The sequence below is a fragment of the Anaerosporobacter mobilis DSM 15930 genome (assembly GCF_900142955.1).
GTDB lineage: Bacteria > Bacillota > Clostridia > Lachnospirales > Lachnospiraceae > Anaerosporobacter > Anaerosporobacter mobilis.
In genome coordinates this window covers 1-18,869 of sequence record NZ_FRCP01000026.1, presented here as the reverse complement: position 1 = coordinate 18,869, position 18,869 = coordinate 1, and the positions used below count along the sequence as shown (strand labels likewise).

General features: G+C 28.4%; 13 protein-coding genes. All 13 read left to right on the top strand.

From position 1 onward, the window contains the following. The first annotated feature begins 38 nt into the window (after nt 1–38). Nucleotides 39–3,680 (top strand): hypothetical protein, encoded by a 3,642-nt coding sequence (locus BUB90_RS21175; RefSeq protein ID WP_073291248.1) that lies wholly within the window; start codon nt 39–41, stop codon nt 3,678–3,680. A 75-nt stretch (nt 3,681–3,755) separates the two neighbouring features. Next, on the top strand, nt 3,756–3,962 hold the full coding sequence (locus tag BUB90_RS21170; RefSeq protein ID WP_073291246.1) for a YdbC family protein: 207 nt from the start codon (nt 3,756–3,758) through the stop codon (nt 3,960–3,962). A gap of 288 nt (nt 3,963–4,250) precedes the next feature. Then, nucleotides 4,251–4,397, top strand: coding sequence for a hypothetical protein (locus BUB90_RS23700; RefSeq protein ID WP_170865556.1), 147 nt, complete (start codon nt 4,251–4,253; stop codon nt 4,395–4,397). Between the two features lie 74 nt (nt 4,398–4,471). Then, a complete protein-coding gene (locus BUB90_RS21165) occupies nt 4,472–5,482 on the top strand; it encodes a DUF4238 domain-containing protein (protein WP_170865555.1) in 1,011 nt (336 codons plus the stop codon). Between the two features lie 56 nt (nt 5,483–5,538). Continuing rightward, nucleotides 5,539–6,207: a hypothetical protein gene (locus BUB90_RS21160; protein WP_084139421.1), complete on the top strand. Its 669-nt coding sequence runs from the start codon at nt 5,539–5,541 to the stop codon at nt 6,205–6,207. 112 nt (nt 6,208–6,319) lie between these two features. After that, nucleotides 6,320–7,657 (top strand): hypothetical protein, encoded by a 1,338-nt coding sequence (locus BUB90_RS21155; RefSeq protein WP_073291242.1) that lies wholly within the window; start codon nt 6,320–6,322, stop codon nt 7,655–7,657. A 79-nt stretch (nt 7,658–7,736) separates the two neighbouring features. Next, complete coding sequence (locus BUB90_RS21150; protein WP_073291239.1) at nt 7,737–8,552, top strand: DUF2971 domain-containing protein; 816 nt, start codon at nt 7,737–7,739, stop codon at nt 8,550–8,552. A gap of 131 nt (nt 8,553–8,683) precedes the next feature. Further along, complete coding sequence (locus BUB90_RS21145) at nt 8,684–11,707, top strand: reverse transcriptase domain-containing protein (RefSeq protein ID WP_073291237.1); 3,024 nt, start codon at nt 8,684–8,686, stop codon at nt 11,705–11,707. Between the two features lie 115 nt (nt 11,708–11,822). Beyond that, complete coding sequence (locus BUB90_RS21140) at nt 11,823–13,019, top strand: hypothetical protein (protein ID WP_073291235.1); 1,197 nt, start codon at nt 11,823–11,825, stop codon at nt 13,017–13,019. An 85-nt stretch (nt 13,020–13,104) separates the two neighbouring features. Then, entirely contained in the window at nt 13,105–13,869 is a 765-nt protein-coding gene (locus BUB90_RS23840) for a hypothetical protein (protein WP_073291233.1), read from the top strand. Then, a complete protein-coding gene (locus tag BUB90_RS21130; RefSeq protein WP_073291231.1) occupies nt 13,856–14,428 on the top strand; it encodes a hypothetical protein in 573 nt (190 codons plus the stop codon). Before BUB90_RS23840 ends, BUB90_RS21130 begins: the two co-directional genes overlap by 14 nt. A gap of 139 nt (nt 14,429–14,567) precedes the next feature. Continuing rightward, entirely contained in the window at nt 14,568–17,363 is a 2,796-nt protein-coding gene (locus BUB90_RS21125) for an ATP-binding protein (RefSeq protein ID WP_073291229.1), read from the top strand. Then, nucleotides 17,356–18,690: a KAP family P-loop NTPase fold protein gene (locus tag BUB90_RS21120; protein WP_073291227.1), complete on the top strand. Its 1,335-nt coding sequence runs from the start codon at nt 17,356–17,358 to the stop codon at nt 18,688–18,690. Before BUB90_RS21125 ends, BUB90_RS21120 begins: the two co-directional genes overlap by 8 nt. Nucleotides 18,691–18,869: the final 179 nt, after the last annotated feature.

Here is an 18,869-nt window from a genome sequence, read left to right as displayed (position 1 = left end):
GGGAAAAATAGGAATTTAAGTGTTGGGAGATGATGTTTGTGGGTAAAGATGATTTACTAGATGCATTTAGTGAATTTGGATTTAATGTGTTAATGGAAAAAGGGAAGAAGCTGCACAATGAAATGGAGCTTAGGAAGAGAATAAAAGATTTTGTTGAGAAGGAATTCAACGCTAAATTCGAAAACCTACCTTTAGATTATGAGATTGACTTTGAGGGTCTAAACGATTATCTAAATAATGTATTTATGACTGATATATATGCATATTTTTTTAAGATTGAAAAAGAGGATAGGGAAAAAGCATACAGTACTATAATTAGTAAATCTTTGTTTTACTCAAAGGCAAAAAATAATGAACTCATTGTTACGTTCATAGATAATTTGCTTAATTTGATAAGTACATTTAAAAGTAAAGACTTTACAGAAGAAAATATTTTACTAGGGAATTTACAGGCAACAGATATAATAAACAGTATCAATAGCAGTATAAAACAAGTGGATAAGTCTACAAGTCAGGAAATACAAAAATTACGAGATGAATTAACACAGTATTTACCTGGATTAGATTTTAAAAATATAGTATCAATTATTGATGGGTATATCCATAAAGGTGAGTTTGATGCTGTAAAAAATATTGAAAAAATAGTTAGTAATAATGATTTAAGTATTTATATCAACGTTTGCTTTTTATGGTACTTTTATGAAGAAAAAAACATTGAAAGATACCTTAATGAAATTAAGAAAATAAAAGAGGATATAGTGAAAAACGCTTCTTTAGCTTTTATTGCAATATTGTATCTTGATAGGGATAAAGAAATTAAGAAATTAATTGATATAGCCACTGATGGCAATTTAATTTATATTCTTAATATATTGTTAGAAAAAAATTATGAATTACTATATCAAACAGTTTCAACAAAAGAAGGGGAAAATAATATTATTAAATTTGAAGTTAAATATTCCTCTTGCGAGTATCAATATCTGCAAAAACAAATTATATTTAGGTGTATAGAAAAAGAAGTTGGTATTTTAAATTTATCAGAAGTACTACAAGAAATTTTTCCGGTTAGTGATTTCGAATATCGGTTTAAATATTTAATTCGGAAAGCAAAGGAATTATATTCAAGAGGTAATCAATATCACACCGAAGAATTACAAGAAATTTATAAGGAACTGCTTGGCTTGAAAATAATTTATTACAATTGTGCGGATGTACTTTGCAAGACTTATTTGGTTGAAATGTTTTCTTTAGCTCAGGTTATAAATAATGAGATTGCGGTGTATGAATATGACCAATTGAGTGAAAGTCTTAAATCTGATATAGAAATTAAATCACTATACTATGAAGGAATACTTAATAACGGTAAATGTTGTATTGATAAATTTGAGTTGTTAGATTTTGCGACTGAAAATCAACAGTTTGTCTTACTAAATATGGTCTTTACTAAATATATTTTTTCGATTGAAGAATTAAATAACTATTGGGATGAGCATCTATATCTTCTTAGAAAAAATATTATTGCAGTACATATATATTACGATTGCTTTAAAGGTAAAAAAAGTAATAAAGAAATAAAAATCAATATTTCAAAATGCAATAATGAATATAATAATCAATTAGAATTTTACCTTATAATATTAAAACTGCAAATGGATGAAGTATTAGTAAATGAGGTATGTAAGAAGTTAGTAAGCGGAGAAATGAAATTCATACAAGTCTATGGACTACAGGAATTTTCTTATCTTTGTATAAATAGCGGTTTTCATCAAGCAGTGCGTCCAGTATTAGAAAAATATAGTTATGTACCAATTATTGATATAATCCTTTGTAAGGTGATTTTTGATTATTATGAAGAAGAGCGTGACATTTTATTAACCAAGGTGGTTAATCTATTAGAGAATGGTTACAATGATTCAGATATTTATGAAATTAAAGCGATGATATTGCAGAGTAAAGGGTATCAATTGGAAGCAATAAAAAACTTTAAGTATGCCTTTTCATTGAATCCTAATAAGTATAATACAATTCTGAATCTTCTATATTTATCAATACATAATAATAGAAATTTGGATTTGGCAATATTAGAATCAGCAAAGCAGTTTAATGATACACAAATGTTATATATGATTGCAGGAGCTTATGATTACCTAGGTGATAAGCAAAATCAAAGGCGCTATATTACGAAAAGTCTTTTGACCAGTGATGAGTACGTGAAGGAAGTGTACAATGCTTATTTAATGGCTGTGTTACTGCAACCTAATAGTAAAAATACAGATGACCCAGAAAGAGTGGATGATACATCTACAGTGTTTTTAAAATATGGTAATGAAAATAGAATCATAAGTTTCTATAATGATGAAAATATGTTGCCTGGCAGTAGGAGTAAATTTGCTGATGCGGAACATTATTTTGTGCGAAGTCAAGCTGGAGTCAAGTTACTTAGAAAGAAAAAAGATGATAAGGTAAATTTAGATGGAAAAGAATATGTGGTTGATAATATTTTGCAAACTGATAAATTCCTTTTTCAATATTGCTTGAGAAAACTGGATGAAATGAAAGGCATTATTGCCGGACATTTGGGACAGGATGGGGATATGTCGGAACTTGTAAGTATTCTAAAGACTTATACTCCATCAGATAGAACAGAGAATAATCTTATTGCTTTATATAGTGAGCCGAGAGACGGAATACCTATTTCATTTTATAGCATAAGCGGAATGTTTAGATGTTTATCAGATACTATAGAATATCTATTATTAAATGAGTCAGTTACTATCTGGAATACTTATTTAAAAGCTGATATAGAAATTGAAGATAGGCCAATAGTGGTTACATATAGTGCTAGTTTAATGCTATATCTGTTAGGTGTGCCTATTGATAAATTGACTGTATTAAAGGATATTTATGTTGAAAGTGTTACTTCAAATAGTAATAGACACGATTACGAAGCAAAAATAGAATATTATAATAAAGATGATGTAACAAGCATATTTCAACAAGAAGACAAATTATATCGAAATGAAGTATCAGAAGATGTTAAGGAAAAGGAATTACAAAAAGCGCTTGATATTTATGAATATATTTACGCATTGAATAATATTGAAAGTGCATCTGAACCAATAAAGGAGATTGGGATATCAATTGAAGATATGCGAAAAATGTTGGGGGATTGTGATTATTATGCAATGTGTCTAGTAGAAGAAGAGAAAGCTTATTTAGTAACAGAGGATATTTTCCTTATAAAATCAGTTGAATTTATGAATTTGGGGATTGAAGCTATATCAATATTTACATTGATTACTCAATTAGATTTAAATTTAGAGAATCTATTAAATATAATTGAAAATGCAATAAAATATCGTTTTCAGAATCCTTGGCATATTTGTGTTATCAAGTATATATCTGAAAAATATTCTTGCATAGTTGATGAAGAAAAACGTAAACAGATAATAAAAAGATTGTTAGAACTCATGATACCAAATATACAGGACGAAAAGTACATAGAACTGGTTAAAAACGATATCAATGCGCTTTTTATATTGGTATATAATAAGGAATTAGTAATAAACGCTGATATCGAGAATGCAATCCAGCGAGTTGTTTATTATTATAATCAAAATATTGTAAGGGCTACTTTGAGGAGTTTGTTTGTAATAGATGGAGATGATAATTTACACTAACGTTTTGTATTTGTTGAATTGAAGATATATAACGTGGTAAGTAGAATTTATTAAAATATGGAAAAGAGAGAGTATATGGCTGATATAAAATATGAAATCATAGAAGAAATCGGAGTCTTATCAGAAAACGCAAAGGGTTGGAGAAAAGAACTGAATCTTATCAGTTGGAATGATGCAGCTCCGAAATATGATATACGTGATTGGGCTCCTGACCATGAAAAGATGGGGAAAGGGGTAACACTGACGAAAGAAGAAGTGGAAAAGCTGAAAGAGATTCTGTAGGAATTAATATCTAGGGCGTTGTGCAGAAATATTGTACAGCGTCCTTTTATAATTGTAATTGATTTTAATTATTTGATGATAAATGGTATTGTTAAATTGTGGATAGATTGTTATACTATAAATAATGTCGAAAATATACAAAAAAGAAAGACTGTGAATAACTTCTAGGAAGGTATCAAGTATTACAATGATAATCGAGCTACTTTGAACATTTAAGAATTACTATTGGAGTAGAGGAAAATAGCTTATCCAGAGATGAAAATGTGATGCAGATTAAAGAGGCGTAGTTTGCTGGATAAGAACGATGAGAATATTTTGTTTGCAATAAAACAAAGAACAGATAATCAGCAGACACAATGTTGTGTCAATGTTTTAACCGAGAATTTCTATGATGCAAAGGAATCGCTTGAAAAGATGGACGAAGAGGAAAAATAGATTTATAAAATATTCAGTTATATAGCTATTGAAGTAGAAGTATGGGGGCGACTCTTACATATAAGGATGTTTATATGAAAAAAACGAAAAAACAGCATTATGTTCCAAGATGTTATCTTGAGAATTTTAGCATTCCAGGCACATATCAAATTAATGTATATGATAAGCAGTTAGAAAGCAGTAGAATTAATAGCATAAATGACGTAGCATCTGAAAATTATTTTTATGATATAGAATTTTCTAATGTATTAAATGATGACTTAATTAAAGAAATTAATAATATTGGAATATCAATTAGCAGCCTTGATAACGAACAATATATAGAGCACTATTTAGCTGAGGCAATTGAAAGTGATTTTTCAAAATTACTAAGCGATATTATTGGCAGAGCCAAATCATCAACTCCATGGTATATTAAAAATTGCTTCTTCGTATCTGAAGAACAGAAGTTAAATTTATCTATCTGTTTAGCAGTACAATATATTAGAACGAAGACTGTAAGAGAAGGGATACTTGAATCTTCAGATTGTATGCTCCAAGCGTTGGAAGATATGAATGCCAGCTGTGAATTAAAGGATTCAATGCGAATTACAAAAGAGAACCTTAAATTAATTCATGGGAAAATGATACTTGACAAAAATAATTTATTTGACATGGTGAAATCTTTTAATAGATTGAGTTGGATTCTTGGTATTAATAAAACGGCAAAACATTTTTATACCTCTGATACACCAATTGGAACAAAGGCACATTTAAGGCATCCGTTACTTTCTATGGCAGGGTTAAATTCAGAAGGAGTAGAAGTGTTTTTTCCTATATCGCCAGAATTAATTTTAATAATGTATGATGGAAACTATCACAAGGAGATAGCATCTAAAGATAGAACCTATGTGGTTATTTCATTAGAGGATAATGTAGATTATTATAATTCGTTGTCGGTACTGAGAAGTCATAGGTGTATTTTCTCTGATAAAAGTGATTTTTCTTTAATAGAAGAAATGGTAAAAAGAAATCCACTAATCTTTGAAAATACTACTACTACAGAACTACTTTGGGGAGGAAAAACATATCGGCCACAAGGGTAATTGCTACCCATTTTGGCAAGAGTTTATAGTACAAATTTGAGGTGAGGATAGTCCTTATGATAGATAATATTCAAGTGGAAAAAGAACCAAAATGCAAATTATTTATATATGAAGACTTTATTAAATCATATGAAAAAAGTGTTGATTTGTCCATGTATACACATATAAGAGCTTATCATGCTTGTCGTCCCATTGACATTGAAAGTTATATGATAAATGGTATCAAAGCAATTGGCAGAAAGTTAGCGATGGAAGATGCATTGAAAAGAATAAAGGCAACATATATAACCGAAGATGATGTTAAAAAAATGTTTAATAAAGAATGGAAGAATGTAGATGCTTCTGATAAAAAGGTATGGTTAGCAGTAAATAAAGAAATATTAATAACTGACGCTGGACATTATTTAATTTATGGAAGTGAGTTCATCAATATGCTGGCTATGAAACTTGGGTGCAGAGATTTATTAAAAAACGTTGGAATACCAACAATTTTTATATGCAATATTCCATTACAAGATATAAAGGGTTCTTGGCTTAGTGATGTAGAACAGGCAATAAACAGATGTTCGGATGATGTTTCTATCTATGTTGATGCAGTCAGGCCAGAAAATATAATTGAATATGAGCATCCAAAAGAAATTCCGGACCCTTATTATGGATTTTCAAAATATAAACCTAATTATAGTAAGCTAGATATGGAAAATAAAAGGACTGAGATTCTATAAGTATGGTTTAGAAGGTATTTAAGTATTATATGATGATGTGGTCTTTAGGAAGTCCTATTCGAGTAAATAAACAGAAAGTTGATGATAACAGCAAGAAATAGAAGGAGGCATAATGGATATTTTTACTGAAATCATAGCGAGAATATCAATCTTTTTTGATAGTATTAATGGGTCATTAAAATCAACAAATGTGTCTAGAACTAGGATAATTAGATTTGCTATAAACATGGTATATGCAATAGCTATTTCTGCGCTTTTAGGCTTGATTATGCAAATATTTTCATTTGTTTTTATTGTCGCATTTACTGGCTGGAATATAGTCGGGGAAATAAATTTATGGGTAATGCCGTTATTTCTATTACTTTGTTTTGCAGAAATAAATTTATTTAATTACAAAATTGGGAATTTTAGTCTGCCTAAAAAGGTACTGCATTTATATGTTGTATTAAAGAATATTAGTATTTTTGATGGAATATGGAAAACAATAGGTTTTTCTCTTATAAATAGTATGATTTTAATGCTGTTATTTGGTTGGATGCTTAGTCCGTTTAAAATGCCAGATGGTGTACTGCCAATGGTAATGTTAATAATAGGGATTATAGCATTATTAATCACTATGGTAATATATCACGAAGCTACTGCTAATGAAATGAATAGAAAAAGAAGGCAGTTTTTAATTGCAATGATTGTTTTCGTGGGTTATTTAGTACTCAATATATATCAAATGGGAAAGGTATTAAACAGTGAATGGAATAATTCTACTATTGCCATTTATTCTACTACAATTTTAGGGTTGCTGTTATCAATAATAACAGTAATAGATAAAGCAAGAGATTTTTATAGAATTGCAAAGGGTACATATAAGGATGAGATTGACGAAATAGAGAAAAAACTATATGAAAAGTATTCCTATAAAAAGGGAATAAAGGTTATAAATGAACAAAAATCAGACTTAAGACAATCATTTAATGATATGCGTATAATATGGACTTTAGGGAGTAGGAAAGAAAAAAGAAATATATTACTATATATGATAGCTTGCGTAATATTTCTTTCTTTTGCCTTTTATTTTATTTGGGGGATTCCGGAGAATAAAATCTTAGGTGCAATAGGATATGTAAAAGTATTTATAATAGAAAGCATATTTGATGGAAATACAGAATTGGCAGCAATTGTCTTGGTATTATTGATAACAGCCGTGTTTATAGTGAGATTTATATATTATTTTATTAGGAACTTTAGAGTCAGTAATATTATTTACAAGATACAGCAAATATGCAAAATAGAGCTGTGTTTAATCATATTAATATCATGTTCGAAAGATATTTTCCCTATAGTATATATATTTCTTATAAAGTATCTACTAATGCCTCTATGTTTGTTATTTTTGGTATCATTAATAGTATTATCGGTTTTAATTAAGAAAGAGAGTAAGGAAAAAACGAATTAAAAATTTTATTGCAAATTGAAATGAATATCATTACTTATGATAAGGATATTCAGTTGCCTTTATGGAGTGATTTATCGAAATGAATTTTTATGATGAATATTTTAAGAAAAATAATGACGAAGCGACAAAATATAAATTGAAGTATTTACAATCTGTTGTAAAGAGCAATACTATTTACAAATTTATTCAATTTGATGAGAATAATTCTTTGAATAATATTAAATTAAACGCATTAAAGGACGAGCTTCTATGGTTCAGTTACTATAAGTATTTAAATGATAAGACAGAATTTGAAATTAATTATGATGTTATGCGAGTTTCCAGAGAGGCTAACAAGTCTCCAGAGTTTATAAAGTATTTATTTGATATTATGGTGGAAGTATATGATATTTGTAGTTTTACATATGAATACCATAAATATATGTGGAGAGAATATGCTAATTATGGCAATGGAATATGTCTTATATTTTACGTAAATAATTTGGATGTTTTATTTCCAATAGATTATATAGAAAAGAATATAATAGATTTTTCAAGCTTAATCATAAAATCTCTAAATAATTCTTTTGGTAGTATAGATTATAATGACCCAATGGCATTATTACCATTTGTAGTAAAAAACCCATACAATGGAATATTAGATTCTACCAAAGAGAAAGAAGTAAGGATATTATATTCTCCATTTGATAAGGAAGAATGTAACCAGGGGAAGGTAGAACCAAATATTAAAACTAATGTGGGACATAAGGGTATTAATGTTAATTATTCTGATGTTGGTTTATCGCTAAAAGGTATTATTTTAGGTAATAAATGCGAAAGTAACATGGAGAAAGAAATCCTTAAATATTCTGCTGATTGTCACATTTCTATGCAGGTTTTGAGAAATGATTTCTAAAAAAATTTGAATTACTTAAAAACAAGATTTAAAGGCATTTAAAATCAAGCCAATGTTGAATCCTATTTATTTTGAATTAATTTTTACTATAAATATTGCTTTATATCAGATGATAGGCAGGTAGCGCATAGATGTTTTTAGATAAAGATAAAAATAGAAAAATGCTAGAAGGCTCATATAAAAAGATAAAATCTTATTATAACTACAATAAGAATTTTGTTTTCATGAAAAAGAAGATTGCTGAATACGAATTTGATGCTTCTAGGATGAACTATTCATTAGAAAATTTATCAGAAATACTCATGAATTTGGAGAGTGAAACGAGCAAAGAGTCTATAAAAAAATTGATTGATAAAATCAATTTTTTTATAATGCCTAAAGCCTTCGCAGATAAAAGTGAAAAGAACCAAATGTTTGTGTCTAGCAACGAGCCAGTGAATAAGCCGGTTAATAAAGTTAATTTCTTTATTGACATGCCTATTGAACTCCATTTATTGGAGACGCTTTGGACCGTGCTTGTCGGAAAAATCGCATATGATAAGGGAATAATAACGGATGGCTGCTATGGAAATTGCATAGATAACAAAGTGGTGTATAATCATGAAAAGGAATATTTAGCATCAATTAATTTTGATAAAAACAATTTATTTAAAATATACTTTTACCAGTATTGTGATTGGAAAAATAATTCTATTTATGCAACTGAAAAAAATATTAAAAAAGATACTGCATTAGTTTCTCTTGACATAAAAAGCTATTATTACACAGTGAACTTTAAATTTCGAGAACTATTAGTAATCCTTCAAAATGATGAAAATCTTATTAAAATTGAAAAATTGACATATATTATTGAACAAATATATGTGAAATATACAGGGATTCTCAGTGAATTTAGAGAGGTGCTTCAAGATTATAAAAAACAAGAAGTCTTATTACCAATAGGCACCTTTAGTTCAATGCTTATAGCAAACTTATACCTATCTGAATTTGACAATAGTATGAAAAACAATAAAAAAGTATTATACTATGGCAGATATGTCGACGATATGCTGATTCTATTAGATGTATCCGCTGATAAAAAGGTAGATAAGAATATAATTATTGATGATTATCTTGTAGAGAAAAATAAGATTTTAGATAAGGTAAAAGAAAATAAATACTGTATACATAAACTAGATAATCTTATTATTCAAAAAGATAAAGTTAAGATTATCTATCTTGAAGCGAAAAAGTCAAGGTCAATAATAAATCAATTAAAGAAGACTATAAAAATACCGAGCCAGATGAATATTATACCGGATTCGGACTTAGAGCTAAATGATTTTGAAGAAGCAGCCTATGTAATCAGTAACTTTAATAATGAAACAAAGATACGTGATATTGGTCAAGTCGAAGTTGATAAGTTTCAACTGGGGTGGTACCTATCACAAATAGTGCAGAATAGTAAAGTTAATAAAGCGCTATTAACAGAAGATGAAAAAATAAGCCGTCAACATGAAGGCGAAAAGATACTAGAGTTTTTTAATCTGAGTAAAGCATTGGAATATAGTAGTAATTGGATTAATGTAATGTATTTTTATTTATTGACCAATGAATGGAGCTATTTTAAAAAATTTGAAACCAATGTTCGTGAAGCTATTAAAGGAATAAGAACTGAACATATTGAGGGATTAGTAAAAGGAAAAGAACGAACAATTAAAGCAAAGATGAAAAGATGTCTTGAAAAGCATTTTGACATATGCGTAGCTACTGTATTAGCTATCAATCCTTCGTTTAGCAAAAAAGAGAAAGATGATATACGTAATTTATCAATCGAATTACGTAAAGCTAATCTGTTTAATCATTATTTGGTTTCTTTTCCACTAGTTAACTATGTTGATGATTTAGATGATAATGTCGATTTAACAAAATTAACGTTAGATGATATACATAGATTTAATTTAGATATTAAAGAAAATAGAAAGGTAAAGCTCTCGCCGAGATTTATTAAATTGGATGAGTTATTTCAATGGGTATTTCTACGAAATACTATTTACGGTGGTAATTATTATTTAGATGGAAAAATATCTGCTAAAGAAAAGATAGAAGCAATAGAACAGTTCTTTTATAAAGTCAACAGTATAAACAAATCAACAGTTAAACCTTTAAGTATTGAAATCAATAATGAAAAAATTCTGGACAAGTATATTGTTCAGAAAATTAGGCTTGGAAAAGAGGCAATTCCTAAATCAAAAATAAGAATAGCAATTGCTAATATTAAATTAGATACAAAAATGTGTTGCTATGGCTTGGAAAGTAAAGTAATGCCTACTTTGAAAAAAAGAGATTTTAATTTGTTTCTCAAAACAGCATATGATGATGGTAAAAATAGGGCGGATTTTCTGCTGTTTCCAGAATTTTATTTACCTGTAGAATGGATTGCAGAGGTTATGTCATTTGTTAGAAAAACCGGAATTACAGTTATAACTGGCTTACATTATATGACTTATAGAAATTGTGCATTCAATAATATTGCTGTATTTGCTCCGGTAAAAACAGGAAGATATCAAAATTCATTTTTAATTGTAAGAGAAAAAAATGATTATGCTCCAATGGAGCAGCAGATTCTCGCCATAAAGAATTTTGTTTGTAAAAATCAAGATATACCCAATTATCAAGTTATCACCAACGATGGAATTGATTATGGCACATTTTTGTGCTACGAATTTACTGATATCGTTGCAAGAAGTTTGTATAAAAATCAAATAGATTTGCTGTTTACCCCTGAGCATAATAGAGATACAACTTATTTTTCAAATATAATCGAGACGACAACAAGAGATTTACATGCTTTTATTGTTCAAGCGAATACATCAATTTATGGCGATTCTAGAATTACAGGACCATATAGTAGAAATGATAGAAATATTGTTCAAATAAAGGGTGGAGATATGGATAACATCATTATTGGAACGATTGATTTAAAGGGTGTTATGGATTATCAAATTGGAGAACAAGCGCTTGCTAATAATGAAATTGATGAATATCTAATGCTTGACAAAAAGAAAAGATATGAAAAAGAGACAAAATTATATGATGAAAATGTTGTGAAAGTCTCAAAAACATCGGCCAGGTTTGACTCAAATAGGTTAAAGAGAAAGTTTGGAAAGAATTAATGTAATTGTGAAATACTAAGAGCTAATAGGAAAAAGTTGCACTTTCCTAGGAATGTGAATAATAAGGAAGTTAAAATTAAAAATGGATTTTAAATAAACATTAGGAGTGGATATTATGTTTCCTGACGAGAATGAATTAGTAAATTCATATCTATTGAAAATTAATTTAAAAGATGGTAAAAGGCTAATGGAATACTTGCAGCGCTTTGTATATCTTACTACCGGTAGGGCGGATGTAATGTTCTGTAATGCATTTATAAACGAATCAATAAGATTACTAATTAATTCAATTAGGTTATATGAAGAGGGCTTTTTTGATTGTGCCTTTTATTCTGTAAGGCAAGCAGTAGAATGCACAAACAATATGTTGTATTTGGCTAATAGCGATGAGGCTATTTTAAAAAGTTGGAGGCTCAAAGAGTATTTCCCATCGGATAATAGAATCAAAGATAAGTTGCAAAAAATAGATACATCATATAAAGAAGTTTATTCGATATTGCCATCATTTTTTGATACATATGAAGATTTGCTGAAAAGGGCAAACAAGATAATCCATAAACAAGGGTTTAATGCATTTTATTCTTTTAGAGAAATTTATAAAAAGAAAAATGAAAACACTTTCGAAGAATTTTTTGAAGAATTTCTTATATATGCAATAGCTAGAACTATTATAATGTATATTATTCTTGACCCGTTATCATTGGCTTTATGTGATGAGAGATTAATAATGAAAATACCTTTTATGCCAATGACGGAACCGATAGATATTGAATTTTTTACAGAGTTTTTATCAAAAGATATAATTGACAAATTAAAAGAGACAGAGTTTTTCAATGAAATATTTTATTTTTTTGATGCCAAGGAAGAATTGAATCCTGAAACTTTTGATGTTTTAGTTAATGAATTTTATGACTTGGAAAAATTGCATTCTATAGAATTGCAGAGGCATCTACTAAATGCTCCAGAAAAATTTTTCCTTGATGTATTGCAACATGGTATAAAAATTAAACGATTTTTTAATGAGGATTCAATTATGGGATACATAACATCTGATTATATCGATAAATTTAAAATGAGTTGGCATAGTGGAGAATACGATTCTTATAAAAAAGAAGAATCATGTTTCAATATGAGTAAAGATGGGTTATTTATAAGTTCATTTATGCTATATGATGAATTATGGCTTTTTGAACATACTATGATTTTAAATGAAAATGAAATGGATTGGTTAAAGCAGAAGATTGCTGAATCAAATAATAAGCTAAAAAAGCTATATGGGGAGATTAATTGGGACAGGTTTATAGGAGAATAGAATATTCTCATAAAATGTTTACCTATGTTGTGTATATTAAGTGTTATAATTAGCATTCTGTTCGATTTTGCAAATGGAGGACATGATGATAGCAGAAATACATAATAAAGTATCGAGTTCTTGCTCCAATCTGACGGAGCGAAGTGAAGATGCATTAACAGGTTATTTTTTCGGATGTATGCGCTATATCCCGTTTGATAAGGGGCTCAAGGAGGTATTACTTCAATGTATTAGGCCAAGTGAGTTATCTAAATACATTGAGCCATTAAAGGTGTTTGAATGGTCTGATAAGATTGAATTCTGGAAAAGAATTAAAGTCGAAAATAAAAGTACAGAAATAGATGTTTATCTGGATTTAGAAGATATACTGATAGGAATAGAAGTAAAATATTTAAGTGGGCTTTCATCGGAAGACGATGTTGATAATTCGAATGGAAATAATCAGATATCATATAACCAACTGTCGCGTGAGGCAAGAGCACTAAGTCAAATTGGCAATAATAAAAGTAAACTATTAATCTTATTGGCTGATGAACTATCGTGCACCAAAATATATCAAAGTGTTCAAATGCGAAATATTATAAACGGAGTTGAGCTTGGATACATATCATGGCAGGAAGTATTAATGGTACTTAGCAACTTAGATAATCTCACTCAATATGAGCAAGTCATAATAAATGATATAATTCTTTTGCTTGAGAAAAAGGGCTTTAGGAGATTTGTAAATTTTGATACTGATGTTAATGTTGATAAAAATAATTACTGGTCGTTTACCGGGAGAATAAATATTAAATTTGATTTTAAAACTGAAAAGAAAGTAAGGAAAGGGGAGTATTATGAATTTGGATGATAACATTTTTAATGCGTTTGAAGTGGTAAATAAAACGCATGAGAATGTAGATAAATTGATGAATTATTGTAAAAACATCATTACTGAAAAAGATGGTTATGTTCTTGCTAGTCCCAAATTTTTACGATGGAAGTCAGATGGTGACTACTGGGCATGGAATACTAATAGTTTTATTCTATTATTTCAGGATACTAATGATTGTGAGTTAGAGAATGAATGGAGAGACGGACCGGTTTATGTTCTTGAAATTGATTTATATAACCCGTCAGTATACGATATGCCAATGGTGGTGGTTGCGAAGTTTGAATATGATAATATAGCCTCTTGGAGTAAAGGATGTTCACCTGCAAACCATTACATATTTTATGACCCACTTTATGATTTCGATTATGAAGAGTTGGAAGGAGATTTTGTTGTTGTTGAATTAGACGAATCATATAAACAAAGATATTGGGGACTTAAAAGAGTGGTATGTTTTGAAGTTCCTCTTACGGAAATTACTGGTGAAAATGCGTATGATAAAATCATGGGTAACTTTGACAGAATGAAAAAGATGTAAGGACTGAGAAGTCATGATGGGGATGATAAAAACTAAGTTGTTATTACATTATTAAGAGGTTGATTATTTCTTCATGATTAGAAATATTAATAGAGTGCTGAGTTTTTATGCAAATATACTTTTGAGGTGAATGTACTTGATGGATGAAATATTTAGTGAGCTGAAAGATAAATTTAATAATTTTTGGACAGAATTAAAGTATGACGAAGATATAAAGATTGATAAGAGTGTTATTGATAACAAATATAACATTTTAAATAACTATATATTTGCCGGATATACCTTTGTAAGTGACAGAAAAAGAAGTGCTTTTATGGAGTACTTATTCATGCTGATAGTTGAAGAAACATATTATGAAAATTACAAAAAAAGATATGAATTTCAAAATGAAATGTTTCATCTAGAAAAACGGAGTAATGAATACATTAGCCAATATGAAAGTATTAAAAAACGGATTGACATGCAGTATGATGATTTTCGAAATGAAATATCAAAAAATTACGATTACGAAAATGAAGTACTGGTAATTGCGTTTAGGTTATTAAGATTCTTTGATTTAAACAGCAATCAATTGTTATTAAAACCATTTGATGAACCTTACCGAGTCATAATATTTAATGATTATAGGAACAATATTTTTATATGTGAAGTAAAAGAAAAAGTAAAGGACTATGCAACATATAAAACGATTAAGAATAAGGTAGATGAACTTAAAAGAGAAGTTGAATATTTAAATGATTTCGTACTAAATTATTATGAGAATAATTTTAAAGAAGTGTTTTGTATTTCGAAAGTAATTTTTGATGAGCACAATGTTGAACGTAATTTTATACAAGGCAACGTAAGTTTTAAAGCAAGTTTTAAAATAATTCAAAAATTAATAGGGCCACTCTATTTAAACAAAGAAAGCTATGGAATCAGAGAAATAATACAAAATGCAGTTGATGCATGTATGAAAGTAAAAAGAAATTTTAAAGAAATTGATATAATTTATACGGATAAGGGGCGACGTGAATTACCAAAAATTATAATTAAAGATAATGGAATAGGAATGAATGAAGATATTATTCTTAAGAAATTTCTTACCGTAGGAGAATCAGGAAAAGATAATTCGACAAGTATAGGGAAATTTGGAATTGGGTTATTGGCGGCATTTCTTATTTCAGATAAATTAAGGTTTAAAACAAAGTATGATGAAGAAATTATGTATATGTCAGAGGAAATAGACCTTGAAGTTGTTCAAAAAGAAAACGCATTTATAAATATAAAGATTATCAAAAGAGGAGAAGAAAGATTTGATGAAAACTTTATCGGTACTGAAATAGAATTAACTTTAAAAAAAGAATTAGTTAATAATGAAAAAATTGCGGATATTAAGAATAATATTAAACAGAATTTATCAAATAATTTAAAAGAAATTTTGGGATTAAAAAATAATATGCCCGGCTCTATTTGGTATGGATTGGCGGAATATTTACAAGTACTTAAAAATGAAATTGAACAGTTTAAAGACTTTGATAATGAAAATAAAATTATGCAAAATCAAGAATTTAAATTCAATGATTTGAATGAGATTATTATGATTTTAAAGAACTACAATTTTAATTTGCCAGAGGAAAAAAGAGCTAAGTACATAAATTTTGAAGAGAAATTATATGAAAAATGTGATATTATACTTGCTCAATTAGAATATATGAAATACATTGACGCGTATGGAGTCCTTTGCTATTTAAATACAAATCAATGGTATCTGATTGATAATGATGAAATTAAGATAAAACTATTTTCTAGTGACCATGAATTTGCTTTTCTAAAAAATTTTCAATTAGACGAAATTCTTAATATAGATTGTAAAGAAAGTACAAATTTGGTAACAACAAGTAATAATGCAAAAATTGGGTACATATGGAGTAAAAAGTACCAAGGAAAAGTATTTTGTAATAATATGTTAATACCGAATAATTATAAGTTTGATTGTAATTTATATAAAGCGTATAAAGAATTACCAACAATTTTGGTTGATGAAAGTAACACAGAAAAACTCGATATAGATTTAGCAAGAGAAAATTGTAGATTAATAATCGATAATACTAATTATGAAAAGAGAATATTGAGTACAATACTGAAAAAAACATTGGAAGATTACATTAGCAATGGAGATTATCAAAATGTATATTTAAATTCTTTAAAGTGGATATATTTTATTAACCAAGAGGGTATTGTAAAAAAAGCAATAAAGAACAGCTGCTGGTTTAAAGAAAACAATGATAAAAATTTTTATTGTATTATTTTACTAAAGAAAAAATATGATGGGGTTTATAAAGAGATAGAGTTAGTAAAAATTTTAAGAACAATGAAAGCGTTTGAGAATTGTGTCTTTGAGTTTATTGAATCAAACTTATTAGTTGAAACAACTCTAAATGATATACGCTGCAATGATTTGTATACAGCTGCACTATATAATGGACAAGTTTATATAAATGAGAATGTTTATGGCTCAATAACTAATTTCAACCCATACCATTTGAGAGCATTAGTTATAGCAGCGTATAATGTTGACGGGAGCATTGATATCACAACTCAAAACCAATTGAAGCTAAATACAAATGCATTAAGGGGATATCAGTATACTGAGAATTATAAAAAGCTAGTACAAGATTCATTATTGAGAGAATATAAGGTTAATTGTCTTAATTATAATTATGATTTGAATCCAGAAAATATTGAATTTCTTGATGAAGTAATGGGAGTAATGAGATTTAAATTAAATAGTTATTCTGAATGCGTGAAGTTATTTGAAACAATGAGTAGAATACCTCGAAGAGAAGATATATGGAGTGGTTTTCAAGAGGGGATTTATGAAACGAAACTAGGAGAAAATGAAGAAATATTTAAATTTCTTACTAGAGAATATGAGGTGAACAATTATGAATAGAGAGGACATATTTAATAGAACACGAGTATCGGATTACATATTTGAAATAGTGAAACATAAAGAGGAAATTTTTGATACGGAACAGTCGTTGATAATCAGCATTGATTCACCTTGGGGAACAGGAAAAACAACTTTTCTTGAGATGTGGGAAAAAGAATTGAAAGAAAATCAAGATATAAAGTTGCTTTCGTATAACGCTTGGATAGATGATGATTTGGATAATCCGCTGATATCCATAACAATGAAGATACATGAAAATATAGAAAATACTAATATTGATGCTGAAAAAATTAAATCATCATTAATAACATCAGCAGGTATAATTGCTAAAAGTGCCGCTAAAAATTATTTGGCTAATAAAGTTGTTAATTATATTGGTATTAATGGGACTGATGAAGTAAAGAAAGTATTTGGCGAAATTTTGGGAGATGAAAGCCAATTAAAAGAAACACTGGATGAAATAGCCTCTACTAAGGAGAAAAGTAGCTATGTGGAGGAACATCAGAACTATATAAATGTAAAAAACGAATTTAGAAAAACGCTTATGAATTTAACTAAGCATAAAAAAGTTTTTTTTCTTATTGATGAGTTGGACAGATGCCGTCCTTCATATGCCATAAAAACACTTGAGACTATTAAGCATTATTTTAATATTCCGGGGATTGTATTTATATTTGCATTGGACATGGAACAACTAAAACATTCTATAGCTACAATATATGGCCAGAATATGGATTCATATGGTTACCTAAGGAGATTTTTTAATCATAGTATAAAACTACCAAAACCGTCATTAAAAAAATACTTATCTTACATTGATAAGAATAATATTCTCAGCGAAAATCAAAGAATGTTGAATGTTATAAGTGATATATTTGAAACCCTTGAGCTTACACTTAGAGATGTTGATGTAGTTTACATAAATTTAAAAATTTTAAATATTCTTAAGTTGAAAAAATGCAATGATGAGAAGAAGATGACGTTCTATGCATATCTAATAGCTTTAAAATATAAATACCCTCAAAATTACGATTTAATTTGCCATCAATTGTTTATTTTAAATATAAAAAAACAAGTTTGTGATAGAAATGAAAAGGAATTACCTGAACCATTATCTTTTTCGGAAAATCAAAAAGAAGTAAGTATGTTTCTTGATAAATTGCAAATGAGTTGGAATACAAAAACTATTGCAGAATTTTGTAGGGAAAGTGACAAAAGTGAATTTTTTGTTTATTATATTAGTGTTGAAACAATTCCTTATGAGGACACTATGAGAGTATATGAATATATTGAATTAGTGATGGAAGGGATAGGAATGATTGAATAAAATGTAAGGTTTTAAGGCTAAATAAAAATTCTGTTGAAAATACTAATTAAAATTTATATAATAATACTATGGTCTGATTTCTGCCATGTCCCGAGGTACCCCATCTCATCGTTGAGGCAACCCCGTTTATCCTCGTCGACAGTAGAAAATGAAATAGAAAATACCGCGAAATCATCTTC